We start from the raw sequence: 26,518 nt of genomic DNA on the forward strand, positions 1-26,518 counted from the left end.
CATTCTACTGTCTGTGGCTAACGTCACGCAGTACAACGCCATCGTCACCTTCGACAGAGGTGAGGCTCAGTGTCGAGTTTGGATGGAAAGGTCGCGATCGTCACCGGCGCCGGAGCTGGTTTGGGGCGCGCGGAAGCCCTCGAACTGGCCCGCAACGGAGCCGACGTGGTGGTCAACGACGTCAGCGAGACCGCGCACGAGGTCGTCGCCGAGATCGAGCGGATCGGCACCAAGGCCGCCGCGGTGGTCGGCGACGTCTCGTCCCGCGAAATCGCCGACGAGATGGTCGAAACCGCCGTGAGCCGGTTCGGCGGCCTGCACGTGCTGGTCAACAACGCGGGCCTGCTGCGCGACCGGATGCTGTTCAAGATGTCCGACGCCGAGTGGGACGAGGTCCTCGCGGTGCACCTGCGCGGGCACTTCCTGCTCTCCCGCAACGCCACCGCGCACTGGCGCGCCCAGCACAAGGAAACCGGCGCGACCTACGGCAGCATCATCAACACCGCCTCCGAGGCGTTCCTGCTCGGCTCGGCAGGCCAACCCAACTACGCCGCCGCCAAGGGCGGCATCGCCGCGCTGACCGTGTCCACCGCGCGCGCGGCGGCGCGAATGGGCGTGCGCGCCAACGCGATCTGCCCGCGCGCCCGCACCGGCATGACCGCCGAGACCTTCGGCGAAGCCCCCACCGGCGGCGTCGACCCGCTGTCGGTCGAGCACGTCGCACCCCTGGTCGCCTACCTGGCCGCGCCCGGGGCGCAGGCCATCAGCGGGCAGATCTTCGTCGTGCACAGCGGAGTCGTCGCGCTGCTCGCACCGCCCACGGTCGAGCAGCGCTTCGAAACCGCAGGTCCGCTGTGGACCCAACAGGAGCTGGAAGAGGGCCTCGGCGGCTACTTCGCCGACCGCGACCCGGACCGCACGTTCGCCGCCACCGACGTGCTGTCGATCCCCTGAACCACCGGGAGGAACCATGAGGCTGGGCACCACGACCGCAGCGGCACCGCGATGACCGCGCCCGCCACCGGTGTCGTGGCCGCCTTCGGCCACGTGGGCAGGATGGCCACCCTGGCGTGGGAGGTGCTGCGCAACCTCCCGCGCAGGCCCTTCGCGGTGCGCGAGTGGATCCAGCAGGCCTGGTTCTTCGCCAGCGTCACCATCCTGCCCACCGCCATGGTCGCCATCCCCTTCGGCGCCGTGATCGCCATGCAGCTGGGGTCGCTGACCCAGCAGATCGGAGCCCAGTCGTTCACCGGCGCGGCCAGCGCCCTGGCCATCCTGCAGCAGGCCAGCCCTCTGATCACCGCGCTGCTGGTCGCCGGAGCCGGCGGATCGGCCGTGTGCGCCGACATCGGCGCGCGCACCATCCGCGAGGAGATCGACGCCCTCGAAGTGCTCGGCGTCTCGCCGATCCACCGGCTCATCGTGCCCCGCGTGTGCGGCGCCGTGCTGATCTCGCTGCTGCTCAACGGACTGGTCAGCGTCGTCGGCGTGCTCGGCGGCTACTTCTTCAACGTCGTCCTGCAAGGCGGCACCCCCGGCGCCTACCTGGCCAGCTTCAACGCGCTGGCCAGCCTGCCCGACATCTGGATCAGCGAGCTCAAGGCCGCCGTCTACGGCTTCGTCGCCGGCGTGGTGGCCGCCTACCGCGGACTCAACCCCTCCGGCGGCCCCAAGGGCGTCGGCGACGCCGTCAACCAGGCCGTGGTCATCACCTTCCTGCTGCTGTTCCTGATCAACCTGCTGCTCACCGGGATCTACCTGCAGCTCGTCCCGCCGAAGGGGTTGTGATGGCCGTCCTGGACACCACCGGCTCGCCGTCGCCGACCACGGCGCAGCGCGAGCTGCTCAAGGCCGCCCGATTACCCGGCAACGCGCTGGAGAACCTCGGCTGGCAGCTGTGGTTCTACCTGCGCGCCCTGCTGCTCATCCCGGTCACCCTGCGCAAGTACCGCAAGGAAACCCTGCGGCTGCTCACCGAAGTCGTCTTCGGCAGCGGAGCGCTGGCCATCATCGGCGGCACCCTCGGCGTCATGGTCGGCATGACCATGGCCACCGGCGCCGTCGTCGGCCTGCAGGGCTACTCCTCCCTCGACCAGCTCGGCACCTCGGCGCTGACCGGGTTCATCGCCGCCTACTTCGACACCCGCGAAGTCGCGCCGCTGTCGGCCGGGCTGGCCCTGTCGGCCACCGTGGGCTGCGGGTTCACCGCGCAACTGGGCTCCATGCGCATCTCCGACGAGATCGACGCCCTGGAGGTCATGGGCGTGCGCAGCGTGCCCTACCTGGTCACCAGCCGAGTGCTGGCCGGAGTGGCCGCGGTCGTCCCGCTGTACGTGGTCGGCCTGCTGGGCTCCTACCTCGCCTCGCGGCAGATCACCGTGTGGGTCTACGGCCAGTCCGCGGGCACCTACGACCACTACTTCCACCTGTTCCTGCCGCCCGAGGACGTGCTGTGGTCCTTCGGCAAGGTCATCGTGTTCAGCGTCGCGGTGATCCTGACCCACTGCTACTACGGCTTCACCGCCCGCGGCGGGCCCGCCGGCGTCGGCATCGCCGTCGGCCGCGCGGTGCGCACCTCGATCGTGCTCGTCACCGTGCTCGACTTCTTCTGCAGCCTGGCGATCTGGGGCTCGACCACGACAGTTCGGATCGCGGGATGAACCGGGCACCGGGCAGGCGGACCTACCAGGCGATGGGCGTGGCCTTCCTCGCCGTCGTCGCGCTGTTCCTCGCGGGCACCATCGGCGCCTACAACAAGGTGTTCACCCGAACCGTGCCGGTCACGCTGGAAACCGACACCGCGGGCAACCAGATGCAGGCGGGCGCCGACGTCAAGGTGCGCGGCGTGGTCGTCGGCGAGGTCGCCGAGATCGACTCCGGGCGCGGGGGAGCGCGACTGCAACTGGCGCTGCAACCGGACAAGGCCGAGATGATCCCGGCCGACGCCCGCGCCCGGCTGCTGCCCAAAACCCTCTTCGGCGAGCGCTACGTGTCCCTGGACATCCCCGACGACGCCTCGGCAGCCACTCTGGCCGCCGGCGACGTGATCCCCCAGGACCGCAGCGAATCGGCCATGGAGGTCGAGAAGGTCCTCGGCGATCTCATGCCCGTGCTGCAAGCCGTGCAGCCCCAGCAGGTCGCCACCACGCTCGACGCGGTCGCCCAGGCGCTGCGCGGCAGGGGAGACCAGCTCGGCGACACCCTCGTGCAGCTGGACGCCTACCTGCGCGAGTTCCACCCGTCGCTGCCCGAGCTGGAATCGGTGATCGGCCGCATCGACGACGTCTCGCGCACCTACGCCGACGCCGCGCCCGACCTGCTGCGCGCCGTGCGGGACCTGTCGGCCACCAGCCGCACCGTCGTCGAGCAGCGCACCCAGCTGCGCCACCTCACCTCGACGCTGACCTCCGCGAGCACCGACGTGGACCGCTTCCTGGAAGCCAACGGCGACAACTTCATCCGCCTGACCGCCACCTCGCGCTCCACCCTGGAGCTGCTCGCCGAGTACTCGCCGCAATACCCCTGCATGCTGCGGCAGTTCGAAGCCGGCTTCGAGAACGCCGAGCGCTCCTTCGGCAAGGGAACCGACACGCCCAACATCGGCCGGTTCACCCTCGAAATCACCGCCAGCCGCGGCAAGTACCTGCCCGGCCGGGACGACCCCGCCAACCTCGACTCCCGCGGACCCCGCTGCTACCCGTTCGTGGAACCCCCCGACACCTTCCCGCAGTACCCGCCGGGCGGGCCCATCCAGGACGGATCCTTCCACCCCGAACCGCCCCGCCCGCGCGACGAGGTCTTCCCGTGGGAGGACGACACCTCCGAACCCGCGGCCACCACCCCGCAATCGGCCACCGCGGGCTCGGTGGCCAACTCCCCGGCCGAGCGCGACCTGATCGACGTGCTGCTGTCCGGGCAGCTCAAGACCCGCCCCGAAGCCGTGCCCAGCTGGAGCTCGCTGCTGGTCGGACCCGTCTACCGCGGCACGGAGGTGACGCTTCGATGAGATCGGCCAGGTCGATCACCGCACCGCTGCTCAAACTCACCGCGTTCGTGACCGTCACCATCGCGCTCACCGGCGTGCTGGTCACCACCATCGCCGCCGACAACGGCGGCGACTCGCAGGCCTACTCCGCGAAGTTCGCCGACGCCTCCGGTCTCGGGGTCGGCGACGACGTGCGCATGGCCGGCGTGCGGGTCGGGCGGATCACCGGGCTGGAAGTCGTCGACGGCAAGCACGCGCTGGTGCGCTTCGACCTCGCCGCCGACCGGAAGCTGCCCCGCGACGTCGAAGCCACCGTGAAGTTCCGCAACATCGCCGGCCAGCGCTACCTCGACCTGGACGCCCCGCTGCGCGACCCGCGCCACGCCCTCGAACCCGGCGCGCAGATCCCGCTGCAGCGCACCCACCCGGCGCTGAACCTCACCGCCCTGTTCAACGGCTTCCAACCGCTGTTCAAGGCGCTCTCGCCCGAGGACGTCAACGAGCTCGCCGGAGAACTCGTCCAGGTGCTGCAGGGCGAAGGGGCCACCGTGGACAGCCTGCTGCAGCACACCGCCTCGCTGACCAGCACGCTGGCCAAGAAGGACCAGGTCATCGGCCAGGTCATCGACAACCTCAACGCCGTGCTGGGCACCGTCAACGCCCGCGGGCCCCAGCTCGAAGAACTCATCGACGCGCTGCAGCAGCTCACCACCGGACTGGCCGAGCAGCGAAAACCCGTCGGCGAAGCCATCGGAGCGCTCGACGAGCTCACCAACACCACCGCCGCGCTCGTGCGCGACGCCCGGCAACCGCTGCAGGACAGCATCACCGCGCTGCGCGACGTCACCGGAATCCTCAACGAGGACCTGCCGATGCTCGAACACACCCTGCAGACCATGCCCAACCGGCTCGACCGGCTGACCCGCACCGTCAGCTACGGCGGCTGGTTCAACTACTACGCCTGCCGCGTCACCGGCCAGGTCCGCGTGGACCAGCTCGGCATCGACGTGCCGATCGTGCCGCCGCCCACCACCGAGATGCCCGAGAGGTGCCGTTGAAACCCCTGCGGCAACGAAACCAGGCCACCGTCGGCGTGCTCACCGTCGTGCTGCTGGTGGCCGGAACCATCGCGGCCTTCTCGGCCAAGGACCTCCCGCTGATCGGCACCGGAACCGGCCACCACGCCTACTTCGCCGAATCCGCCGGGCTCGACTCCGGCGACGAGGTCCAGATCGCCGGGATCAAGGTCGGCGAGGTCGACTCCGTCTCGCTGGCCGGCAACAAGGTCCTCGTCGACTTCACGGTGGACGGACACCGGCTGGGAAACCGCACCAGCGCGGCGATCCAGATCAAGACCCTGCTCGGGGAGAAGTTCGTCGAGCTGCAGCCCGACGGCGCGGGCGAACTCGACGCACCCATCCCGGTGGAGCGCACCACCGCCCCCTACGACATCCCGGAAACCATCGACCAGCTCACCGCCACCACCGGCCGGCTCGACGAGCGCAAGCTCGCCGCGAGCTTCCAGACCATGTCCGAGACCATGCGCGGCGCCCCGCAGCACATGAGCCAAGCCGTCGACGGGTTGGCCAAGCTCTCCGAAGCCGTCGCCGAGCGCGACCAGCAGCTCGCCGAACTCGTGCGCAACGCCAGCGACGTCTCCGGCATCGTGGCCGCCCGCGACCAGCAGGTCGACCAGCTCATCCGGGACGGCAACCTGCTGCTGTCCGAAGTGCAAGCCCGCGAGCAGGCCATCAGCGGACTGCTGGAGGGAACCCGGAAGGTCTCCCAGCAGCTGCGCGGCATGGTCGCCGACAACCAGCAGCAGATCGGGCCCGCGCTGCGCCAGCTCGACGAGCTCACCGCGATGCTGCAGCGCAACCAGGACAGCCTCGACGACGCCATCGGCGCGCTGGCGCCCTACGTGCGCGGGTTCAACAACACCATCGGCAACGGACGCTGGTTCGAAGGCTACTTCTGCGGCCTGTTCCCGCCGCCGATCAACGCCGGCCCCGTGCACACCAACAGCCCCGAATGCTCCCTTCCCGCACCCGCCGGAGGTGCCCGATGAGCAGGCGAACCCGCGTGCTCGCGCTGTGCAGCGCCCTGGTGCTGGTCACCGCGGGCGCCCTGTGGTGGATGTTCAGCCACACCGGAACCCGCATCACCGCCCACTTCGACCGCGCCGTGGGCCTCTACGCCGGATCCAGCGTGCGCGTGCTCGGCGTCGAGGTCGGCCGGATCGAAGCCGTGCGCCCCGAAGGACCCACCGTGCGCGTCGACATGCGCATCGACGACGAGGTGCGCATCCCCGCCAACGCGGGAGCCCTGGTGGTCGCCCCCAGCCTGGTCAGCGACCGCTACGTGCAGCTCACCCCCGCCTACACCGGCGGGCCCGAACTGCCCACCGGAGCCGTGCTCGAACGCGACCGCACCGCCACCCCCGCCGAACTCGACGAGCTGGTCGCCAACGTCAACGCCCTGTCCCAAGCCCTCGGGCCGGACGGCGCCAACCGCCACGGCGCGCTCAGCGACCTGATCAACACCTCCGCGGCGACCATGCGAGGCAACGGCCAAGACCTCAACACCACCATCAAGCGCCTCGGCGAGCTCTCCGCGGTGCTCTCGGACAACCGCGGCGATCTGTTCGCCACCGTCGACCACCTCAACGAGTTCACCGCCACGCTGGCGCGCAGCGACCAGCAGATCCAGGAGTTCCACGGCCGCATGGCCGACACCACCACGTTCCTGGCGGGCGAGCGCGAGCAGCTCGGCGCCTCGCTGCACGAGCTGGCCGGCGCGCTCGGCGAGGTGCAGCGGTTCGTGCACGACAACCGCGAACACGTCTCGTCCAACGTCGAGCAGCTCACCGGCATCACCCAGGCGCTGGTCGATCAGCGCGAGGCGCTGGCCGAGGTCCTCGACCTGATGCCGCTGGCCACCACCAACTTCATCAACGCCTACGACGCGGCCTCCGGATCGGTGACCTCCCGGTGGCAGCCCAACGAGCTCACCGAACCCCCGGTGCTGATGCTGTGCAAGCTCATCGCCAACGTCACCCCCGCACCGCCCGAGGAGGTCCCGCAGGCGCTGCGCGACACCTGCGGCGAGCTCAACGACCTCGTGCAGGGCACCGCACCGCTGCCCTCGGTCGGCGAGGTGCTCGGCAACCTGCAGGTCGGGGCCGGCGAGGTCCCCGACCGGCTGGAGCGCGGCCCCAACCCGATCCCGCTGCCCCTGGTCGACGCGCTGCGGAAGGGGGCGGGGCAGCCGTGAAGCGCATCGCCTGCGCGCTGGCCGCGCTGACGCTGCTGCTGTCCGGGTGCGGCGCGGCCGGCTTCAACGGGCTCTACAACGCGCCGCTGCCCGGCGGCGCCGAACTCGGCGACCGCCCGTATCGGGTCACCGCGCGCTTCGCCGACGTGCTCGACCTCGTGCCGCAGGCCAGCGTGAAGGTCAACGACGTCGCCGTCGGACGCGTCGACCGCATCTCGCTGAGCGCCGACAACACCACCGCGATCGTGACCATGCGGGTCAACGGAGACGTGCGGCTGCCCGCCAACTCCTACGCGCGGCTGCGCCAGTCCAGCCTGCTGGGGGAGAAGTTCGTCGAACTCACCCCGCCCGCCGAGGACCCCGCCGGGCGGCTGCGCGACGGCGCGGTCATCCCGCTGGAGCGCACCAACCGCAACCCGCAGGTCGAAGAGGTGCTCGGCGCGGTCTCGCTGCTGCTCAACGGCGGCGGCATCGACCAGCTGCACACCATCGTCGGGGAGCTCAACAAGGCCATGTCGGGCAACGAGGCCGAGATCCGCTCGCTGCTGGGCAACGTCAACGACCTGGTGACCCGGCTGGACGCCCAGCGCGGGCAGATCACCGAAGCCATCGACGGGCTCAACCACCTCTCGGCCACGCTGCGCGCCCAGACCGGCGACATCCGCACCGGGCTCGACGACCTGTCCCCGGGCCTGCGCGAGCTCGAAGCGCAGCGCGGGCAGCTGGTGGGCATGCTGCAGTCGCTGGACCGGCTGTCCAACACCGCCACGCACACCGTGGAGCGAAGCCGCGAAGACCTGCTGGCCGACCTCAACTCGATGGCACCGATCCTGCGGCAGCTGGCCAACACCGGCCAGCAGCTGCCCCGAGCGCTGTCGTTCCTGTCGACCTACCCGTTCCCGGAGTACGCGATGCGCCCGCTCAAGGGCGACTTCTTCAACGCCGACGTCTACGTCGACCTCAACCTCTCCGGGCTCTACGAGAACTTCACCCGCTCCTCGGGGCCCCCGATCCCGATCCCGGGCGTCTCCGACAGCGGGGAGTCCGGTGCCGACGTGCCCGCCCCGCCCGGCGGCCCGCAGTTGCCACCGCTGCCCATCCCAGCGCCGGGCGGACTGCTCGGAGGTGGCTCGTGACCAGCCGCAAGACGAAGATCCAGCTGGTGCTGTTCCTGGTGATCGCGGTGCTGGGCACCGGCTACGTCGGCGGCCGCTACGCCGGGCTGGACCGCATGTTCGGTTCCAACGGCTACCCGGTCACCGTGGAGATGGCCTCCTCCGGAGGGCTGTTCACCAACTCCGAGGTCACCTACCGCGGCGTGGCGGTCGGCCGGGTCACCGGGATGCGGCTGACCCGCGACGGCATCGCCGTGCGGCTGCACATCAACGACTCCGCACCACCGATCCCGGCCTCGACCCGCGCGGTGGTGGCCAACCGCTCGGCCGTCGGCGAGCAGTACCTCGACCTGCAGCCCCGACACCGCGGCGGGCCGCACCTCACCGAGGGCTCGGTCATCCCCGCCGAGCGCGCCGAAACCCCACCGCCGCCGGAATCGCTGCTGGTCAACGTCGACCGGCTGGTCTCGGACGTGCCCACCGACTCGCTGCGCACCGTGGTCACCGAGGTCGGCACCGCCTTCGACGGCGCAGGCCCGCACCTGCAGCGCCTGCTCGACACCGCGGGCGAATTCACCGCCACCGCCCAGGGGCACCTGCCGCAGACCCGCCAGCTGCTGGACAACTCCGACACCGTGCTGCGCACCCAGCAGGAGCAGGCCCAGCAGCTCACCGAGTTCTCCGGCGGCCTGCGCCAGATCGCCGGGCAGCTGCGCACCTCGGACCCCGACCTGCGGGCGGTGATCGATCGGGCGCCGGGAGCGGCCACCGAGGTCCAGCAGCTCACCCGCGGCGTCGGCGACGACTTCGGCGTGGTGCTGGCCAACCTGCTGACCACGATGCGGCTGACCAGCGTGCGCGGCGACGCCATGGAGCAGACCCTGGTGGCGCTGCCGATGATCTCGGCGTTCACCCACTCGTTGGCACCTGACGGCACCGGGCACCTCGGGCTGGTGCTCAACGTGTTCAACCCGCCCACCTGCACCACGGGGTACGAGGACACCCCGCGCCGCAACGGCAGCGACACCTCCGAGGCGCCCGCCAACACCGACATCGCCTGCGAGGAACCGCCCGGCAGCCCGACCGGGGTGCGCGGCTCGCAGAACGCGGTGCGCTACCCGGTCCCCGACGCGGTCGCGCCGCCGTTGCCGCTGGGCAGGTGAGTTGGACGCGCTGCGGGCTGCTTCCCATACTGGCGGTGAGGCTCGCAGGACCTGCGCAGTCGGCTCGGAGAGGAGCTAGCGATGGGACGCGCGGTCGGCATCGATCTCGGCACGACCAACTCAGTGGTGGCGGTGCTGGAAGGGGGTGAGCCGACGGTCATCGCGAACTCGGAGGGCTCGCGCACCACGCCCTCGGCGGTGGCCTTCGCCAAGAACGGCGAACTGCTGGTCGGCCAGCCCGCCAAGAACCAGGCGGTCACCAACGTCGATCGCACCATCCGGTCGGTCAAGCGCCACATGGGCACCGACTGGACGGTGAGCATCGACGACAAGAACTACACGCCGCAGGAGATCTCCGCGCGCGTGCTGCAGAAGCTCAAGCGCGACGCCGAGGCCTACCTGAGCGAGGACGTCACCGACGCGGTCGTGACCGTGCCGGCCTACTTCGACGACGCCCAGCGCCAGACGACCAAGGAAGCCGGCCAGATCGCCGGGCTGAACGTGCTGCGCATCATCAACGAGCCGACCGCGGCGGCGCTGGCCTACGGCCTGGAGAAGGGCGAGAAGGAGCAGACCATCCTGGTCTTCGACCTCGGTGGCGGCACCTTCGACGTCTCGTTGCTGGACGTCGGCGAGGGGCTGGTGGAGGTCAAGGCGACCTCCGGTGACACCCAGCTCGGCGGTGACGACTGGGACGAGCGCATCGTCGAGTGGCTGGTCGAGAAGTTCCGGGCCTCGTCGGGCATCGACCTGACCAAGGACCGCATGGCCATGCAGCGGATCAAGGAAGCCGCGGAGAAGGCCAAGATCGAGCTGTCGTCGTCCTCGCATACCAGCATCAACCTGCCCTACATCACCGTGGACGCGGACAAGAACCCGCTGTTCCTCGACGAGACGCTCTCCCGCGCGGAGTTCGAGCGCATCACCTCCGACCTGCTGGAGCGCTGCCGCAAACCGTTCGCCAACGCGGTGCGCGACGCCGGGATCTCGGTGGACAAGATCAACCACGTGGTGCTGGTCGGCGGCTCCACCCGGATGCCCGCGGTCACCGATCTGGTGCGCGAGCTCACCGGCGGCAAGGAGCCGAACAAGGGCGTCAACCCCGACGAGGTCGTCGCCGTCGGCGCGGCCCTGCAGGGCGGTGTGCTGCGCGGTGAGGTCAAGGACGTGCTGCTGCTCGACGTCACGCCGCTGTCGCTGGGCATCGAGACCAAGGGCGGCATCATGACCAAGCTGATCGAGCGCAACACCACGATCCCGACCAAGCGCTCGGAGACCTTCACCACGGCCGACGACAACCAGCCCTCGGTGATGATCCAGGTCTTCCAGGGCGAGCGGGAGATGGCGCTGCACAACAAGAAGCTCGGCATGTTCGAGCTGACCGGCTTGCCGCCGGCCCCGCGCGGGGTGCCGCAGATCGAGGTCACCTTCGACATCGACGCCAACGGCATCGTGCACGTGGCGGCGAAGGACCTGGGGACGGGCCGGGAGCAGTCCATCAAGATCAGCGGTGGATCGGCGCTGCCGAAGGAGGACATCGACCGGATGGTCTCCGACGCCGAGGCGCACGCCGAGGAGGACAAGAAGCGCCGCGAGGAGGCCGAGGTCCGCAACCAGGCCGAGTCGCTGGTCTACCAGACCGAGAAGGTCCTGGCCGACAACGCAGACAAGATCGGGGAGGACACCCGCGCACCGGTGCAGGAGGCCATCTCAGAGGCCAAGGAGGCGCTCAAGGGCGAGGACGTCGACCGCATCCGCTCGGCGGTGGAGGACCTGGCGGCCAAGTCGCAGAGCATCGGCCAAGCGATCTACGGGCAGGGCGCCCAGCCCGGTTCGCCGGGTGCGGCCGGCGGCGACTCGGGTGCTTCCGCGGGAGGCGACGGCGAGGACGTCGTCGATGCGGAAGTGGTCGATGAGGACGACAAGAAGAACTGAGACGCGGGCCCGGGGTGACACCGAATTCGGCGACCCCCGAAATACGTCCACCGAACGAGTGAGTGACTCGATTCGGTTCGGCGCCCGCGACAACTCACCGCGAGTGTTGATCCTTCAGATCATACCAGCGGGCGGTTTTGTGTAGCTCGATGTGGTGATGATCGGCGCGTCGCGCTGGTCAATGCGGCACGACCGCCCGCTCGTCGCTGCTTGATCGTGTTGATAACCCCGTGCACGGGCCGGACAGTTACTGCCTACGACGGAACAGCGCTGGTGGCTGGGAGGCCGTTATGCGGGGGGTAGCAGCATGTCAATTGCTCGTCGTCAGTCTGGTCGCGATCGCGGTGACCTCGTGCACCGCGCAACAGGAGGAACCCTCCGCGGCGTCGGTGAACTCCTCGGTCCCCAACGCCGCGCAGCACCAGGCGCCCGGTGAACCGCTGGTGCTCACCGCCCAGAAGGGTCGGCTCACCTCGGTGTCGGTGACCGCCAACGGCAAACCCGTGGCCGGCAAGCTCGACCCCAGCGGGGAGAAGTGGCAGACCACCGACCCGCTGGCCTTCGGCACCGAGTACCAGGTGCAGGCAGCGGCCCGGGACGCCGAAGGCCGCACCTCCAAACCGCTGAACTCGACCTTCAAGACCGCCGTGCCCACCGACACGCTCGCGGTCGAGCGCACCTGGCCCAGCAACGGCGAGACCGTCGGCGTGGCCATGCCGATCTCCATCTACTTCGACAAACCCGTCCAGGACCGCGCCGCGGTCGAGCGCAACCTGTCGGTCGAGGCATCCGTGCCCACCGAAGGCTCCTTCCACTGGATGAGCGACGAACGCGTCAACTGGCGACCCAAGGAGTACTGGAAGTCCGGCACCGAGGTGACCGTCAAGGCCAACCTCTACGGCGTGGACACCGGCGGCGGCGTGATGGCCGACCGCAACTTCGAAAGCCACTTCACCATCGGCCGCGACCAGCGCTCGGTCGGCGACGTCAACGCCCACACCCTGACCGTCTACCAGGACGGCAAGGAGATCCGGACCCTGCCGGCCTCCTACGGGCGCCCCGTCTACCCGACCCAGTACGGCATCCACGTGGCCTCCGAGAAGGCCGAATCCGTGCGGATGCGCTCGGACTCCTGGGGCGGACCCGCCGAGGGCCAGGCCGGCTTCTACGACGAAGTCCTGCACAACAACGTGCGCATCTCCAACAACGGCGAGTACATCCACTCCAACCCCGGTTCGGTGTGGGCCCAGGGCTCGTCCAACGTCTCGCACGGCTGCGTGAACCTCTCCACCGCCGACGGCAACTGGTTCATGAACTTCACGCAGATCGGCGACCCGGTCGACATCCGGGGCTCGTCGCGGCCGCTCACCCCGGCCGACGGCGACATCTCGGACTGGACCATCCCGTGGGAGGAGTACGTGAAGGGCAGCGCCCTCTACGAGAAGCCCTGACGAGCAACACGCGCCAGGTGCTCCGAAACGCGGGGCGCGAAGACCGGGGCCGGGTCTTCGCGCCCCGCCTCACGTGCTTGGATCGCGGTGTGGACCTGCTCCGACACCTGCGATTCTTCGCGGCGGTCGCCGACGAAGGGCACTTCGGGCACGCCGCCGACCGGCTGGGCATGAGCCAGCCGCCCCTCTCCCAAGGACTGCGCAGGCTCGAAGACCAGCTCGGCGTCACCCTGCTCACCCGCGGCTCCCGCGGGGTCCGGCTGACCACCGCAGGAGCCGACCTGCTGCCCAGGGCTCGCGCGCTGCTCGACGGTAGCGAGCAGTTCCTCGAAGCCGCGCGCAGGCAGCGGGAGAACCGCGGAGCCGTGCGCATCGGGGTCATCGCCGCGCTCAGCGACAGTCACCTCGCGGCCCTGACCGCCGCGGTGCGGGCAGCCGCCCCCGACCCGCGGGCGCGCACGGTGATCACCAGCACCGCCTCCACCGCCGAGCTCGTCGACGAGGTCGCCCGCGGCGGCCTGGACTGCGCCGTGGTGCACCATCCCGCGCTGCTCGGCGACCTGCGCGCCGGGCAGGTGCTCAAGATCCCGCGCACCCTGCTGGTCCCCGAGGACCACCCGGCGGCAGGGGAGCGGACGACGCTGCGCGCGCTGCGCGGGCTGGCCTGCGCGACCGCGCCCCGCGCGCACGGCACTCCCGCCTTCGACCTGCTGGTCGACACGCTGCGCGGCAAGGGCCTGGACCCGGACTTCCTGCCCGCCCCGGGCGACCGCGACGCGCTCGGCGCCGTCGCCGCCGGCCGGGCCTTCGCGCTGACCACCGACCCGCAGCTGCGCTCCCCCGGGGTGCGCACCTCGCCGGCCGGCGAGGAACTGGCGCTGCGCGTGCGGGTGATCTGGGCCGAACCCGGGCCGCCACCGGACGTGCGCTCGGCGATCGAGAACGCGTTGGCGGCCGCGTGAGCGCGCGGGAACGGGTGCGCGAGGTGCTCGCCGACGCCGGCGCGCAGGGCTGGGTGCACGCGATCCGGCTCGGCGGCGACGGCGTCCGCCAGCTCGACGCGGGAGCCGACGAGCTCGTCGTCACCGCCTCGGTCTACAAGCTCCCGCTGTTGGTCGCGCTGGGCAGGGCCTTCGACACCGGCGCGCTCGACCCGCGCGAGCGCGTCCTGGTCGACCCGACCTCCTGCACGCCCGGACCGACCGGGGTGTCGACCTTCCAGGACCCCGTGCAGATGTCCTGGCGCGACCTGGCCGCTTCGATGATGGCGGTCTCGGACAACGCGGCCGCCGACGTCATCCTCGGCGCCGTCGGGCTGGAAGCCGTCGCCGACGCGCTCGACGCCGCCGGCCTGCACCGAACCCGCGTGATCGGGGGCACCGCCGACGCGCACGCCGCCCTCGTCGAGGAGATGGGCGCCAGCAACGCCGCCGAGGCGTTCGCGCTGCTGGCCGACAACGACGAAGCCCGCACCGTGCGCGCGTACGACCCGTCGTTCTCCTCGGCGACCACTCCCCGCGAGATGACCCGGCTGATGGAGCTGATCTGGGCCGACGAAGTCGCCTCGCCGGAGCAGTGCGCGTTCATCCGGCGGCTGCTGGGCCAGCAGGCCTGGATGCACCGCGTGCGCGCGGGCTTCCCGTTCCGCGGCGTCGCCGTCGCGGGCAAGACGGGCACGATCGGCGCGATCCGGAACGAGGTCTCGGTCGTCGAGTTCGACGGCGAGGCACCCGTGGCGGTCGCGGTGTTCACCCTGGCCGCGCGCGCCGACCCCGAGCTGCCGCGGGTGGACGCCGCCATCGCCGAGTGCGCCCGGATCGCCGTCACCGACCTGCGCTCGGGGCGGCTGTAGAAAAAACTTCCGCACCGCCCGCGGCGCGCCGCACCCGCCCGAGGCTGGGGTCATATCGAAGCGCTATCGCGCAGCGGGCGTCGACTTATTGGCGCTATCGGGTCGACGGGTGGTCGACTTGCCCCGACAGGAGATTCGGAAGGGGAAGTCTTTGCCGCACAACATCTCTCGTCGATCCGTGCTCGCCGCGCTGCTGGCCGCTCCGGTGACCGCCTGCGCCGCGAAGCCCACGCCCGCGGCCCGATCCGGGCCCGCTGCACCGCAGGCCGAGCTCGATCCCGAACTCGCCGAGCTGGAACGGCGCTACGACGCCCGGCTGGGCCTGCACGCCCGCAACGCGGCCACCGGACGCACCCTGACCAACCGGCCGGACGAACGCTTCGCCATGTGCTCGACCTTCAAGGCCTACGCCGCAGGCGCCCTGCTGCGCTCCCGCGGGCTGGCGGGCGGTTACTTCGACCGCGTCATCCACTACCGGCGCCAGGACCTGGTCGAGTACTCGCCGATCACCGAAACCAGGGTGGACACCGGCATGTCCGTCGCCCAGCTGTGCGCCGCGGCGCTGCAGCACAGCGACAACACCGCGGGCAACCTGATGCTGCGCGAGCTCGGCGGGCCTTCGGCCATCGCGCCGTTCGCCCGCGCGCTGGGCGACGACGAGACCCGGCTCGACCGCTGGGAGACCGAGCTCAACAGCGCCGTCCCCGGCGATCCGCGGGACACCACGACCCCAGCGGCCTTCGCCACCGGGCTGGGAGCGCTGCTGCTCGGCGATGCCCTCGGTGCCCCCGAACGCGCCCGGCTCACCGAGTGGATGCTCGGCAACACCACCGGGGACGAGCGCATCCGCGCCGGCCTGCCACCGGGCTGGCGCACCGCCGACAAGACCGGCGGCGGCAGCGCCTACGGGGTCGCCAACGACGTCGCGGTCACCTGGACACACGCCGGGGTGCCCATCGTGCTGACCGTGTTCTCCCGACGGCCCCGCGCGCACGACGAAGCCGACGACGCCCTGGTGGCCGAGGCCGCCCGCGTCGCCGTCGAACGGCTGACCTGACCGGAGACGTCGTGCGAATCGGGAGCGCCCCGCCGTTGCCCGCGGAGCGCTCCCGATTCGCACGCACGTCCCGATGCCGAGGTCACCCGGCGCGGGCGGCCCGCGCCGCCGCCACGGGTTCGCCGGACGGTCAGCGGTCGAAGCGACCCGTCTTGATCGCCAAGACGAAGCAGCGCCACTGCGTGTGGTCGGTGGTCAGCAGGCCGCCGGAGCGATCCTTGGTGTCGCGCACCGCCGCACCACCCACGACGCGCCCGACCTCGACGCAGTTGGTCTCCTGACTGCTCCGACTCGACTTGCGCCAGCCGACCGGGGACTGCAGCAACGTCACGGTGTTGTCTCCTCTCGGTGGATGGTCTCGGCGATGAGTCGAACCGAGTCGTCGCAGCTCATCGCGAATTGACCCAGGTCCTTCCCGGCCTTGACGAACGCCGTCACGTCGCCGGGATCGCGCAGGAACGCGCTGGACCTGTGATGTTCCAGGTGCACGACCGGGGAGGCCTTGGCGAACTCCAGGAGCACGAAGGGCCCGGCGTGCGCGGGCGTCCATCCCGCGTTCATCGGGATGATGCGTATGTCGACGTTGGCGCGACGGCTGGTCTCGAGCACGTGGCGCAGCTGGTCCAGCAGCACGGCGCGACCGCCGATCGGCTGGTGCAGCACCGACTCCAGCAGGAACGCCGTGTAGCGCACCGGTTCATCGGGTCGGGTGAGCACCTCGCGGCGGCCGCGCCGCACCGCGACCCGGGTGCTGACCTCGTGCTCGGGGATGCCCGTGCCCATGATCGCCCGCGCGTAGGCGGTGGTCTGCAGCAAGCCGGGGATCAGGATGGGGGAGACGTCGGTGATCGCGGTGGCGATCCGCTCGAACTCCAGCAGGGCGGTGAGCTGGTCGGCCTCGCCGACCGAGCCGACCGACACCGAGTTGGGCGGTTCGGCCTGCGCCTCCCGGGTGAGTCGCAGCAGTCGGTCACGAGCGAGGCTGGACAGCCCCAGAACCGCGCAAACCGCTGAAACCGATTCGGTCGAGGGCACGCGCTCACCGCGCTCCCAGCGCACCACCACGGAGTGCGAAACGTCGAGCCTGCCGGCGAGCTGACGCAGCCCGAGACCGGTGCGCGACCGCGCGTCTCGGATTTCCGCACCCAGAACGTAGGCCCGCGGTGCAGGAGTGGTCTCGCTCATGCACCACAGCTTATTAGGTGGGGCGCGCGCCGATTCGGCGGGTCGAACGCAGCGCGATCTTGCAGCTACGCAGCGCGTGGGTTCATCCGAACGGAGTCATGCGAACGGGTACTTGTCGTAGTGGTCCCGAGACCAGCAGCATTGGTCCCGCTCCTGAGCACCGGCCGCGTCGGGTCCAGGGAGGGAACGCGCGCGGCCGCAGGGGAATTCGGTACCGCGCATCCGCGCGGACGAGGCGTTCGGGCGGTCGGCCCGGCCGCCGCCGACGAGGGGGATGAGAATCGATGCATCCGTTCCACTGGGTTCCAGCCGACGGCAAGCGCCACGCCAGCCGGGACAAGCGTCCCTGGGGCAGCGCCTACCCGAGTGGCATGCGGGTGAACACCCTCTGTCGGCAGGAAGTGGTCGCCGAAGCCACCGCGCAGGCCTGGCTGTGGGGCACCTGCCTGGACTGCAACGGCGAAGCGCACAAGCTCGCCGAAACCGCGCGGCAGAAGTCCGCCGGAGTCCGCTAGGAACTGCTGGGCAGTCGGGCCACCCGCGCGCCGGCGCCGCCTCCGCGAGCGGCGGGCAGAGCCCTAAGGATCCCGCTTCGCCCGGCTCGGCGCCACGCGCGTCGGCTCGCCCGGCTGCTTCGGATACACCGGCGGCCACGGAGCGTCCTGCAAACCCGACGCCAGGTCCCGCCGGGAGCGCTCCAGCAGAGGCTCGATCGACTGCGGCTGCCGTCCCGCCCACGGATCACCGCGCTCGGCCAGCCGATCCGGCACCGTGGTCATGGTCAGCTCGGCGGGATCGATCCCGGGCAACTCGTCCCACGAGATCGGCGCCGACACCCGCGCGTCCGGTCGGGCGCGCACGCACCAAGCCCCGAAGACCGTCTTGTGCGGAGCGTTCTGGTTGAAATCCACGAACACCCGGCTGCCGCGCTCCTCCTTCCACCACTGCGCCGTGATCAGCTCCGGATGCCTGCGCTCCAGCTCCCGCGCCAGCGCGACCGCCGCCGCGCGCACCTGGTAGCTGTCCCACTCCGGCAGCAGCAGCGCGTAAAGGTGCAAGCCGCGCGAACCCGAGGTCTTGACCCGCACGTCGATGCCGTGCTCGTCGAGCAGCTCCCGGCTGCGCAGCGCCGCCTCGCGCAGCTGGTCGAAGCTCACCCCCGGTGACGGGTCCAGGTCGATGCGCAGCTCATCGGCCGCCCGCGGATCGTCGGCCTGATACGGCCAGACGTGGAAGCCCAGGCAACCCAGGTTCACCGCCCACAGCAGATGCGCCAAGTCCGCGGCCACCAGCGCCGCGCTCGTCGTGCCGTTGGGCGTGGCCACCACCGTGGTCCGCAGCCACTCCGGTGCCGACTTGGGAACCCGCTTCTGGAAGAACGACTTGCCGCCCGCACCGTCGGGATAGCGCTCCATCAGCAGCGGACGACCACCCAACGTGCTCAGCAGCGGGCCCGCGACCGACCGGTAGTAGTCGACCAGGTCGAGCTTCGTCTGCCCGGTGCCCGGGAAGAAGACCTTGTCCGGGTGCGACACCTCGACCTCGGTGCCCCCGACCTCGACCGCGACGGACTCGCTCACCACCCCAGAGTAGGAGCGCACGCCGACAACGGCGAGAGCGCGACCGCGAACCCGCACTGGAGCTCGCGGCCGCCAGCGCTCACCAGCCGCGCTCGTGCCACTCGGGCAGCTTCGGACGCTCAGCGCCCAGCGTGGAGTCATCGCCGTGACCCGGGTAGAACCAGGTCTCGTCCGGCAGCTCGCCGAAGATCCGGTTCTCCACGTCGTCGATCAGCGAACGGAAGTCCGCGGGCGAACCCGTCTTGCCGACCCCGCCGGGGAACAGCGAGTCCCCGGTGAACACGTGCGGGTGACCGCTCGGGTCGTGGTAGACCAGCGCCACCGACCCCGGGGTGTGGCCGCGCAGGTGGATCACCGACAGCTCGCAGTCGCCCACCGCGATCGTGTCGCCGTGCTCGACCAAGCGGTCCGGCGGGACCGGGAGCTGCTCGGCGTCCGCCGGGTGCGCCACCGTGAAGCAGCCGGTCTGACCCGCGACCGCGCCCAGCGCCTGCCAGTGGTCCGGGTGCTGGTGGGTGGTCACGATGGTGCGCAGCCGCGGCCGCTGGTCGTCGTGCCCGAGCAGGTCGGTGAGCCGCTCCGAGTCGTCGGCGGCATCGACCAGCAGCGCATCCCCGGTGTTGCGGCACACCAGCAGGTAGGCGTTGTTGTCCATCGGGCCGACCGAGATCTTGGTGATGGTCAGCGCTTCGAGCACGCGACGTGCCGCGGCCCCGCCCGGCTCGACGTGTCCGGTGTACTCCTCAACAATCTGCACCCCGCGAGCGTATCGCTCCCCGCCGCGACGTGTTCCAGGGTCGCACCGGCTCCGGGGAAGCCGCGCCCGCTCCCGCAACCCCACCGATCATCCGATCGGGTGACGCACCAGGCGCAGCGCGATCAGCGGGAAGATCAGCACGCTGAGCATGCCCGCGCCGACCAGCGCCGAGGCGGTGCTCGCCGGCAGCTGGTGGGTCCGGGTGCCGATCGTGGTGATCACCACGACCATCGGCAGGGCCGACGAGCCCAGCAGGGCCAGCGAGAAACGAGGCCGCACCGGCAGGTCGCGGCGGTGCACCAGCAGCACCGGGAACCCGCGCACCAGCAGGAACAGCACCAGGAACAGCGGAAGCAGCGCCAGCGCGCTCGGCTCGGCCAGCAGCGAGCGCAGGTCGAAGCGCATCCCGCTGACCACGAAGAAGATCGGCACCAGCAGCCCGAAACCGATGGCCTCGATCTTGCTCTCCACCACCTCGCCCTCACCGGGCTCGCCGGCGTCGATGAACAACCGCACCACCAGGCCCGCCACGAACGCGCCGAGCAGCATGTCCAGCCCCAACCCGCTGGCGAGCCACACCAGCAGCACCACCACCAGCACGCACAGCCGCACCGCGAACTGCACGCTGGTGCCCAGCGTGGTGCGGACCAACCGGACGATGCGCTCCGAGCGCCGGTTCGCCGCCGCCCACAAGACCCTGGCCGCGACCACCCCGAACGCGGCGAGGAACAGCACGGTCCGAGCCGGGTTCTGGTCGTTGAGCAGCAGGGCCACCGCCACGATCGGGCCGAACTCGCCCAGCGCACCGACCGCCAGCACCCGCGCCCCCAGCGGGGAACCCAGCAGACCCGCGTCGCGCACCATCGGCAGCGTCGTGCCCAGCGCCGTCGTGGTCAGCGCCAGCCCGATGATCAGCGACGGGAACGACAGCCCGTGCACCGCCGCCCCGAACCCCAGGCCCAGCACCAGCGAGATCAACCAGCCGAGCGCGGCCAGGCGCATCGGTCTGCCGCGCACCTCGTCGAGCTGCAGCTCGTAGCCGGCCAGGAACATCAGCATCGCCAGGCCGAAGTCGGCGAGGAAACCGATGACCTCGTCCTCGTGGGCCAACCCCAGCACCTGCTGGCCGATGAGCACGCCCAGCAGCAGTTCGAAGACGACCGCGGGGATCACGACCCAGCGCCTGAGCCGGTCGGCGAGCATCGGCGCCACCGTCATCGCCACGACGATGAACGCCAAGCTCGCCAGGCTGTGCATCGTCCCCACCCCCGCCGGATGAACCGATCCCGAACCTAAGGGGCCCGGGCGCGGCCCGCAGCTCGGCGGGCGAGAGCTAGGGATTGTTCAGGGATTGCTCTGCTTGGCGGTGCGGGTGGCAGAACCTCCAGCGGCTCCGTGGCTGCGTAGGCCGCTCCTTGCGTAGCGGCCTACGCGGCGTCGTGGCCGTCCTCACCACGAAGCCGCTGGAGAACCTGCGGCGGTGCGGGCTGGGTCCCACACCTGAAACAGCGGCTCCGCCGCATTCCCGAACAGCCCCTAGAGCCACTCCGGCAGGTCCGGCGCGTCGCCGGCGAGCTCCTCGGCGTCGGTGCGGCCCAGCAGCCAGCCCAGCATCGGACCGGGCTCCCCGCTCACGCGGCTGGGGCGTTCGGTGGTGCCGCGCAGCTCCCAGTTGCGTCGGTGCGTGCCGAAGTCGACCTCCAGGCTCAGCGCGGGCACGTCCGGGCGGCCGCCGAAGAACTGCACGACGTCCTCCAGCAGCTGCTCGGCGTGGGCGGCCGGGATGTCGGCGAAGTCCAGGTCGTGGTCCAGGTCGACGGTGTGCACCCACACCTCCAGCAGCCGGATCCGGAGCGCGTGGTGGGCCGGCATCGGGTCGCCGATCGCGTCGTAGATCTCGGCGGCCCACGCCGCGGCGGGCAGCGACCTGGCCGAGGTGGCGAACCGGTCGCAGGCGGCCGCGAGGTCCTCCAGCAGCAGCCGGTGGCCGCGCACCGCGCCCTCCTCGACGGCCTCGTCGCGGTCGTCGCCGCTGGCGTACATCGGGTGCTCGATGCCGGTGCGGGCCCAGATCAGCAGGTTGGTGCAGCCGTCGGCGTTGCGGGCCAGGTGCGTGATCACGTGCGCGCGGCTCCACCCGGCGAGCAGGCTGGGCTGCCGGATGGAGAGGTCGTCGAGGTTCTCGACGGTGGTCAGCATCGCCTCGGTGGCGTGCTCGATCGCGGCCAGCTGTCGCGTGACCTCCTGGTCCAGGGCGGCGATGTCGGTGGCTCGCCGGGGGCCGAGAGCGGTGTCGGACATGGCGCTACCTCGCGCGGTCGGGAGGCGGTGAGCTTAGAGAGTAATTGCGCAGGCCACACCGACAACAGTGCTGAAGGCCAGCGGATTTGCGTATCGTCGGGAGAGCAGCGGGCGCACTCGGCCCAAACTCGTTCGTTCGGGTGACGGGCGGGGGCTCGTGCCCGGCGGCGGACGCCGTCCGTCCGAGCCTGTCGGTGGCCGGGAATACCATGGACCCCGCAACGTCGCGACCCGATCCGCTCGCGGTAGGCGCCCCGCTCCGGTGCGCTCGCAGCCGGCCGCGCGTCCACGCAACGCCAGAACATTTTCGAAGGGATCACCGTGGCTGACCGCCTCGTCGTTCGCGGCGCCCGTGAACACAACCTGCGCGGGATCGACCTCGACCTGCCCCGCAACAGCCTCATCGTGTTCACCGGGCTGTCCGGCTCCGGCAAGTCCAGCCTGGCCTTCGACACCATCTTCGCGGAGGGGCAGCGCCGCTACGTCGAGTCGCTGTCCGCCTACGCCCGGCAGTTCCTCGGACAGATGGACAAGCCGGATGTGGACTTCATCGAGGGACTGTCCCCGGCGGTGTCGATCGACCAGAAATCCACCAGCCGCAACCCGCGGTCCACCGTGGGCACCATCACCGAGGTCTACGACTACCTGCGGCTGCTGTTCGCCCGCGCGGGCAAACCGCACTGCCCGACCTGCGGCGAGGCCATCGAGAAGCAGACCCCGCAGCAGATCGTCGACCAGGTCCTGGAGATGCCCGAGCGGGCCAAGTTCCAGGTGCTGGCCCCGGTCGTGCGCGGACGCAAGGGCGAATACCTCGACCTCTTCGAACAGCTGCGCTCCACCGGCTACGCGCGCGCCCGCGTCGACGGCGAGGTCTACCCGCTCGACGAGCCGCCCAAGCTCAAGAAGCAGGAGAAGCACGACATCGCGGTGGTCGTGGACCGGCTCACCGTCAAGGCCGGTGCCAAGCAGCGGCTCACCGACTCCGTGGAGACCGCCCTGCGGCTGGCCGACGGGCTCGTGCTCGTCGAGTTCATCGAGCTCGACGAGAAGGACCCGAACCGGGAGCGCAAGTTCTCCGAGAACCTGGCCTGCCCGAACGGGCACGCGCTCGGCGTAGACGAGCTCGAACCGCGCTCGTTCTCGTTCAACTCGCCCTACGGCGCCTGCCCCGAGTGCGCCGGCCTCGGCATCCGCAAGGAGGTCGACCCCGAGCTAGTCGTGCCCGACGAGGACCTCTCGCTCGGTGAGGGCGCCATCGCGCCCTGGGCCGGCGGGCACACCGCCGAGTACTTCACCCGCCTGCTCACCTCGCTGTCCGAAGCCATCGGCTTCCGGATGGACACCCCCTGGCGGCAGCTGCCCACCAAGGTCAAGAAGGCGGTGCTGCACGGCACCAGCGACCAGGTGCACGTGCGCTACCGCAACCGCTACGGCCGCACCCGCTCCTACTACGCCTCCTACGAAGGCGTCATCCCGTTCCTGGAACGGCGCCTGGAGCAGACCGAGTCGGACTACGCGCGCGAGAAGTACGAGGGGTACATGCGCGACGTGCCCTGCCCGGCCTGCGACGGCACCCGGCTCAAGCCCGAGATCCTCGCTGTGACCATGGCCAACGAGGAGTTCGGCGAGCTGTCCATCGCCGAGACCAGCGCGCTCAGCGTCAGCGAGTGCGCCGAGTTCCTCGACGGGCTCGTGCTCGGATCGCGCGAGCAGATGATCGCCGGGCGGGTGCTCAAGGAGGTGCAGGCGCGGCTGGGCTTCCTGCTCGACGTCGGCCTGGACTACCTGTCGCTGGACCGCGCCGCGGGCACCCTCTCCGGCGGGGAAGCGCAGCGCATCCGACTGGCCACGCAGATCGGCTCCGGGTTGGTCGGCGTGCTCTACGTGCTCGACGAGCCCTCCATCGGGCTGCACCAGCGCGACAACCACCGGCTGCTCGAGACCCTCAGCAGGCTGCGCGACCTCGGCAACACCCTCATCGTGGTCGAGCACGACGAGGACACCGTGCGCAGCGCCGACTGGGTCGTCGACATCGGGCCCGGTGCCGGCGAGCACGGCGGCGAGGTGGTGCACAGCGGGCCCTACGAGGAACTCGAGCAGAACCCGGACTCGCTGACCGGCGCCTACCTGGCCCGGCGCAAGGAGATCCCGGTCCCCGCCGAGCGCCGGCTGCCCGACCGCAAGCGCCAGCTCACCGTCGTCGGCGCGCGCGAGCACAACCTGCGCGGCATCGACGTCTCGTTCCCGCTGGGCACCCTGCTGGCGGTCACCGGCGTGTCCGGCTCCGGCAAGTCCACCCTGGTCAACGACATCCTCGCCTCGGTGCTGGCGAACAAGCTCAACGGCGCGCGGCAGGTGCCCGGCAGGCACACCCGGGTCAAGGGACTCGATCACGTCGACAAGCTCGTGCAGGTCGACCAGTCGCCGATCGGCCGGACCCCGCGGTCCAACCCGGCCACCTACACCGGCGTGTTCGACCACATCCGCAAGCTGTTCGCCGCCACCACCGAGGCCAAGGTGCGCGGCTACCAGCCCGGTCGGTTCTCGTTCAACATCAAGGGCGGCCGCTGCGAGGCGTGCGCGGGCGACGGCACGCTCAAGATCGAGATGAACTTCCTGCCCGACGTCTACGTGCCCTGCGAGGTGTGCAAGGGCGCCCGGTACAACCGGGAAACCCTCGAAGTGCACTACAAGGGCAAGACCATCGCCGAGGTCCTCGACATGCCCATCGAGGAGGCGGCGGAGTTCTTCGAGCCGATCAAGGCCATCCACCGGCACCTCAAGACGCTCGTCGACGTCGGCCTGGGCTACGTGCGGCTCGGCCAGCCCGCGCCCACCCTCTCCGGTGGTGAGGCGCAGCGCGTCAAGCTGGCCAGCGAGCTGCAGAAGCGCTCCACCGGCAAGACCGTCTACATCCTCGACGAGCCCACCACGGGACTGCACTTCGAGGACATCCGCAAGCTGCTCGGCGTGATCAACGGTCTGGTCGACAAGGGCAACACGGTGATCGTCATCGAGCACAACCTCGACGTCATCAAGACCGCCGACTGGATCCTGGACATGGGGCCCGAGGGCGGCAACGGCGGCGGCCAGCTGATCGCCGAGGGAACCCCGGAGGACCTCGCCGAAATCGAGGAGAGTCACACCGGCAGGTTCTTGACGGAGGTCCTGAAGTGACATTTCGGGAGCGCAGCCACGCCTGAGCACCTACCCGTCGGTAGCCAGCTGCAACGGGCTTTGTAGCCTGTCGTTCGCGACGCGGGTCGCCACCGGAACACGGTGGCGACCCGCTGTCTACGACAGCGAGCGGTGAACGTCGCAGGCGCCCGACCCGAGCGCCGGGCGACACCTGATTCCCGCACCACCCGATGCGGAAAGGAACGCCTGTGGAAGCGCTCAACGACGCGATCGTCGCGCTGAACGACACGTTCTGGCTCTACCTGATCATCCCCGTGCTGGCCCTGCTGAGCGTGTACTTCACGATCCGCTCCAAGGCCGTGCAGATCCGGATGATCCCGGAGATGGTGCGCGCCATCACCGGCTCGGCCGAGACGGCCGAGGACGGCGGCAAAGCGGTCTCGTCGTTCCAGGCGTTCGCCATCTCGGCGGCTGCCCGCATCGGCACCGGCAACATCGCCGGCGTCGCCACCGCGGTCGCCCTGGGCGGCCCCGGTGCGGTGTTCTGGATGTGGGTGATGGGCCTGGTCGTCGGCTCGGCGAGCTTCGTGGAGTCGACCCTGGCGCAGCTGTACAAGGTGCGCGACCGGACCGGCTTCCGCGGCGGCCCCGCCTACTACATGCTGCACGGTCTGCGGGCCCGCTGGATGGGCGTGCTGTTCGCCGTGGTCATCACCGTGACCTTCGGGCTGGTGTTCACCGCCGTGCAGAGCAACACCATCGTCGACGCCATCGTCACCTCCGCCGACACCGCCGGGATCAACGCCGACGGCTGGCTGCCGCCGGTGCTGGGCCTGGCCATCGTCGCGCTGACCGCGACCATCATCTTCGGCGGCGTCCGCCGGATCGCGCACACCGCGCAGCTGCTGGTGCCGTTCATGGCTTGCCTGTACATGGTGCTCGGCCTGATCATCGTGGTGCTCAACATCTCCGCGGTCCCCGGCGTCATCGCCGAGATCTTCAGCCACGCCTTCGGCTTCGAAGCCATCGCGGGCGGCGGCCTCGGCGCCGCGATCGTGCAGGGCGTGCGGCGCGGCATGTTCTCCAACGAGGCCGGCCTGGGCTCGGCGCCGAACGCCGGCGCGACCGCTTCGGTGAGCCACCCGGTCAAGCAGGGCCTGGTGCAGACCCTCGGGGTCTACGTCGACACCCTGCTGGTGTGCTCGACCACCGCGTTCATCGTGTTGCTGTCCAACCCGACCTACGGCGAGGACGCCGGCGCGAGCATGACCCAGAACGCGATGATGGCCAACCTCGGTGGCTGGTCGCTGCACCTGCTCACGCTGATCATCATGCTGGTCGCGTTCACCTCGGTGCTCGGCAACTACTACTACGGCGAGTCCAACGTCGGATTCCTGACCCAGAACCGGGGTGTGCTCACCGGCTACAAGTGGGCCGTGCTGGTCGTGACCTTCCTCGGCGCGGTCGGTTCCTCGGACCTGGTCTGGAACTTGGCCGACACCACGATGGGCGTGATGGCCGTGGTCAACCTGCTGGCCATCGCTCCGCTGAGCACGATCGCCTTCAAGCTGCTGCGCGACTACAACGCGCAGCGCAAGCAGGGCCTCGACCCGGTGTTCACCAGGGACCGGCTGCCCGAGCTCACCGGTGTGGAGTGCTGGGAGCCGACGCAGCGGGCCACGCGCTGACGCGCGACACCAGGACGATGCGGGCGCCCGCCGGAGAG

General features: G+C 70.5%; 23 protein-coding genes. 17 read left to right on the forward strand and 6 right to left on the reverse strand.

Annotated elements, in window-relative coordinates:
- Positions 1 to 69 precede the first annotated feature (69 nt).
- The 14 genes from ACFQRI_RS18460 to bla all read left to right on the forward strand — a co-directional run bounded on the left by ACFQRI_RS18460 (position 70) and on the right by bla (position 15,831).
- A complete protein-coding gene (locus tag ACFQRI_RS18460) occupies positions 70 to 954 on the forward strand; it encodes a 3-oxoacyl-ACP reductase (RefSeq protein WP_380670221.1) in 885 nt (294 codons plus the stop codon).
- A gap of 51 nt (positions 955 to 1,005) precedes the next feature.
- On the forward strand, positions 1,006 to 1,788 hold the full coding sequence (locus ACFQRI_RS18465) for an MlaE family ABC transporter permease (RefSeq protein ID WP_380670223.1): 783 nt from the start codon (positions 1,006 to 1,008) through the stop codon (positions 1,786 to 1,788).
- Complete coding sequence (locus ACFQRI_RS18470; RefSeq protein ID WP_380670225.1) at positions 1,788 to 2,660, forward strand: MlaE family ABC transporter permease; 873 nt, start codon at positions 1,788 to 1,790, stop codon at positions 2,658 to 2,660. The genes ACFQRI_RS18465 and ACFQRI_RS18470 overlap by 1 nt, the downstream gene beginning before the upstream one ends.
- Positions 2,657 to 4,006: an MCE family protein gene (locus ACFQRI_RS18475; RefSeq protein WP_380670227.1), complete on the forward strand. Its 1,350-nt coding sequence runs from the start codon at positions 2,657 to 2,659 to the stop codon at positions 4,004 to 4,006. The genes ACFQRI_RS18470 and ACFQRI_RS18475 overlap by 4 nt, the downstream gene beginning before the upstream one ends.
- Complete coding sequence (locus ACFQRI_RS18480) at positions 4,003 to 5,043, forward strand: MCE family protein (RefSeq protein WP_380670229.1); 1,041 nt, start codon at positions 4,003 to 4,005, stop codon at positions 5,041 to 5,043. The genes ACFQRI_RS18475 and ACFQRI_RS18480 overlap by 4 nt, the downstream gene beginning before the upstream one ends.
- Complete coding sequence (locus tag ACFQRI_RS18485; RefSeq protein ID WP_380670231.1) at positions 5,034 to 6,053, forward strand: MCE family protein; 1,020 nt, start codon at positions 5,034 to 5,036, stop codon at positions 6,051 to 6,053. The genes ACFQRI_RS18480 and ACFQRI_RS18485 overlap by 10 nt, the downstream gene beginning before the upstream one ends.
- Positions 6,050 to 7,258, forward strand: a complete 1,209-nt coding sequence (locus ACFQRI_RS18490) for an MCE family protein (protein WP_380670233.1) — start codon at positions 6,050 to 6,052, stop codon at positions 7,256 to 7,258. The genes ACFQRI_RS18485 and ACFQRI_RS18490 overlap by 4 nt, the downstream gene beginning before the upstream one ends.
- Positions 7,255 to 8,394, forward strand: a complete 1,140-nt coding sequence (locus ACFQRI_RS18495; RefSeq protein ID WP_380670234.1) for an MCE family protein — start codon at positions 7,255 to 7,257, stop codon at positions 8,392 to 8,394. Before ACFQRI_RS18490 ends, ACFQRI_RS18495 begins: the two co-directional genes overlap by 4 nt.
- Positions 8,391 to 9,536 (forward strand): MCE family protein, encoded by a 1,146-nt coding sequence (locus tag ACFQRI_RS18500; RefSeq protein WP_380670236.1) that lies wholly within the window; start codon positions 8,391 to 8,393, stop codon positions 9,534 to 9,536. The genes ACFQRI_RS18495 and ACFQRI_RS18500 overlap by 4 nt, the downstream gene beginning before the upstream one ends.
- An 81-nt stretch (positions 9,537 to 9,617) precedes the next feature.
- Positions 9,618 to 11,471 (forward strand): molecular chaperone DnaK, encoded by a 1,854-nt coding sequence (gene dnaK / locus ACFQRI_RS18505; protein WP_380670238.1) that lies wholly within the window; start codon positions 9,618 to 9,620, stop codon positions 11,469 to 11,471.
- A gap of 314 nt (positions 11,472 to 11,785) precedes the next feature.
- A complete protein-coding gene (locus tag ACFQRI_RS18510; protein WP_380670240.1) occupies positions 11,786 to 12,922 on the forward strand; it encodes a L,D-transpeptidase in 1,137 nt (378 codons plus the stop codon).
- 89 nt (positions 12,923 to 13,011) lie between these two features.
- Positions 13,012 to 13,884, forward strand: a complete 873-nt coding sequence (locus ACFQRI_RS18515) for a LysR family transcriptional regulator (RefSeq protein ID WP_380670242.1) — start codon at positions 13,012 to 13,014, stop codon at positions 13,882 to 13,884.
- Positions 13,881 to 14,774, forward strand: coding sequence for a serine hydrolase (locus ACFQRI_RS18520; protein ID WP_380670244.1), 894 nt, complete (start codon positions 13,881 to 13,883; stop codon positions 14,772 to 14,774). The genes ACFQRI_RS18515 and ACFQRI_RS18520 overlap by 4 nt, the downstream gene beginning before the upstream one ends.
- 151 nt (positions 14,775 to 14,925) lie before the next feature.
- Positions 14,926 to 15,831 carry a class A beta-lactamase gene (bla, locus tag ACFQRI_RS18525; protein WP_380670246.1) on the forward strand — a complete coding sequence of 302 codons (906 nt, stop codon included), beginning with the start codon at positions 14,926 to 14,928 and terminating at the stop codon, positions 15,829 to 15,831.
- Positions 15,832 to 15,961: 130 nt separating this feature from the next.
- Here bla and ACFQRI_RS18530 read toward each other — a convergent pair whose 3' ends face one another.
- Together ACFQRI_RS18530 and ACFQRI_RS18535 are read right to left on the reverse strand one after the other, a co-directional pair.
- The gene (locus tag ACFQRI_RS18530) at positions 15,962 to 16,156 is read right to left on the reverse strand and encodes a DUF397 domain-containing protein (protein WP_380670327.1); all 195 of its coding nucleotides are present in this window, start codon (positions 16,154 to 16,156) and stop codon (positions 15,962 to 15,964) included.
- A gap of 2 nt (positions 16,157 to 16,158) precedes the next feature.
- Positions 16,159 to 17,016, reverse strand: a complete 858-nt coding sequence (locus ACFQRI_RS18535) for a helix-turn-helix domain-containing protein (RefSeq protein WP_380670248.1) — start codon at positions 17,014 to 17,016, stop codon at positions 16,159 to 16,161.
- Positions 17,017 to 17,300: 284 nt separating this feature from the next.
- On the opposite strand from ACFQRI_RS18535, the gene ACFQRI_RS18540 reads away from it, so the two are divergent.
- A complete protein-coding gene (locus ACFQRI_RS18540; RefSeq protein ID WP_380670250.1) occupies positions 17,301 to 17,531 on the forward strand; it encodes an HC3 family zinc finger protein in 231 nt (76 codons plus the stop codon).
- 63 nt (positions 17,532 to 17,594) lie between these two features.
- Here the strand turns inward: ACFQRI_RS18540 and ligD are convergent, their stop codons facing one another.
- The 4 genes from ligD to ACFQRI_RS18560 form a co-directional block, all read right to left on the reverse strand.
- Entirely contained in the window at positions 17,595 to 18,596 is a 1,002-nt protein-coding gene (gene ligD, locus ACFQRI_RS18545) for a non-homologous end-joining DNA ligase (RefSeq protein ID WP_380670252.1), read from the reverse strand.
- Between the two features lie 79 nt (positions 18,597 to 18,675).
- On the reverse strand, positions 18,676 to 19,353 hold the full coding sequence (locus ACFQRI_RS18550) for an MBL fold metallo-hydrolase (protein ID WP_380670254.1): 678 nt from the start codon (positions 19,351 to 19,353) through the stop codon (positions 18,676 to 18,678).
- An 87-nt stretch (positions 19,354 to 19,440) separates the two neighbouring features.
- Complete coding sequence (locus ACFQRI_RS18555; protein ID WP_380670256.1) at positions 19,441 to 20,610, reverse strand: cation:proton antiporter; 1,170 nt, start codon at positions 20,608 to 20,610, stop codon at positions 19,441 to 19,443.
- Between the two features lie 279 nt (positions 20,611 to 20,889).
- Complete coding sequence (locus tag ACFQRI_RS18560; RefSeq protein WP_380670258.1) at positions 20,890 to 21,654, reverse strand: maleylpyruvate isomerase N-terminal domain-containing protein; 765 nt, start codon at positions 21,652 to 21,654, stop codon at positions 20,890 to 20,892.
- Positions 21,655 to 21,975: 321 nt separating this feature from the next.
- Between ACFQRI_RS18560 and uvrA the strand changes: the two genes are divergently transcribed.
- Together uvrA and ACFQRI_RS18570 are read left to right on the forward strand one after the other, a co-directional pair.
- On the forward strand, positions 21,976 to 24,831 hold the full coding sequence (gene uvrA, locus ACFQRI_RS18565) for an excinuclease ABC subunit UvrA (protein WP_380670260.1): 2,856 nt from the start codon (positions 21,976 to 21,978) through the stop codon (positions 24,829 to 24,831).
- 209 nt (positions 24,832 to 25,040) lie between these two features.
- On the forward strand, positions 25,041 to 26,480 hold the full coding sequence (locus tag ACFQRI_RS18570) for an alanine/glycine:cation symporter family protein (protein ID WP_380670262.1): 1,440 nt from the start codon (positions 25,041 to 25,043) through the stop codon (positions 26,478 to 26,480).
- The last annotated feature ends 38 nt before the right edge of the window (positions 26,481 to 26,518 follow it).

This window comes from Saccharopolyspora griseoalba, from assembly GCF_042665275.1.
Lineage (GTDB): Bacteria > Actinomycetota > Actinomycetes > Mycobacteriales > Pseudonocardiaceae > Saccharopolyspora > Saccharopolyspora griseoalba.

Coding starts and splice junctions, on each gene's coding strand:
- ACFQRI_RS18560 (WP_380670258.1), bottom strand. CDS start 21,654: ATGTCCGACACCGCTCTCGGCCCCCGGCGAGCCACCGACATCGCCGCC.
- ACFQRI_RS18470 (WP_380670225.1), top strand. CDS start 1,788: ATGGCCGTCCTGGACACCACCGGCTCGCCGTCGCCGACCACGGCGCAG.
- ACFQRI_RS18535 (WP_380670248.1), bottom strand. CDS start 17,016: ATGAGCGAGACCACTCCTGCACCGCGGGCCTACGTTCTGGGTGCGGAA.
- ACFQRI_RS18465 (WP_380670223.1), top strand. CDS start 1,006: ATGACCGCGCCCGCCACCGGTGTCGTGGCCGCCTTCGGCCACGTGGGC.
- ACFQRI_RS18480 (WP_380670229.1), top strand. CDS start 4,003: ATGAGATCGGCCAGGTCGATCACCGCACCGCTGCTCAAACTCACCGCG.
- ACFQRI_RS18555 (WP_380670256.1), bottom strand. CDS start 20,610: ATGCACAGCCTGGCGAGCTTGGCGTTCATCGTCGTGGCGATGACGGTG.
- ACFQRI_RS18490 (WP_380670233.1), top strand. CDS start 6,050: ATGAGCAGGCGAACCCGCGTGCTCGCGCTGTGCAGCGCCCTGGTGCTG.
- dnaK (WP_380670238.1), top strand. CDS start 9,618: ATGGGACGCGCGGTCGGCATCGATCTCGGCACGACCAACTCAGTGGTG.
- ACFQRI_RS18475 (WP_380670227.1), top strand. CDS start 2,657: ATGAACCGGGCACCGGGCAGGCGGACCTACCAGGCGATGGGCGTGGCC.
- ACFQRI_RS18540 (WP_380670250.1), top strand. CDS start 17,301: ATGCATCCGTTCCACTGGGTTCCAGCCGACGGCAAGCGCCACGCCAGC.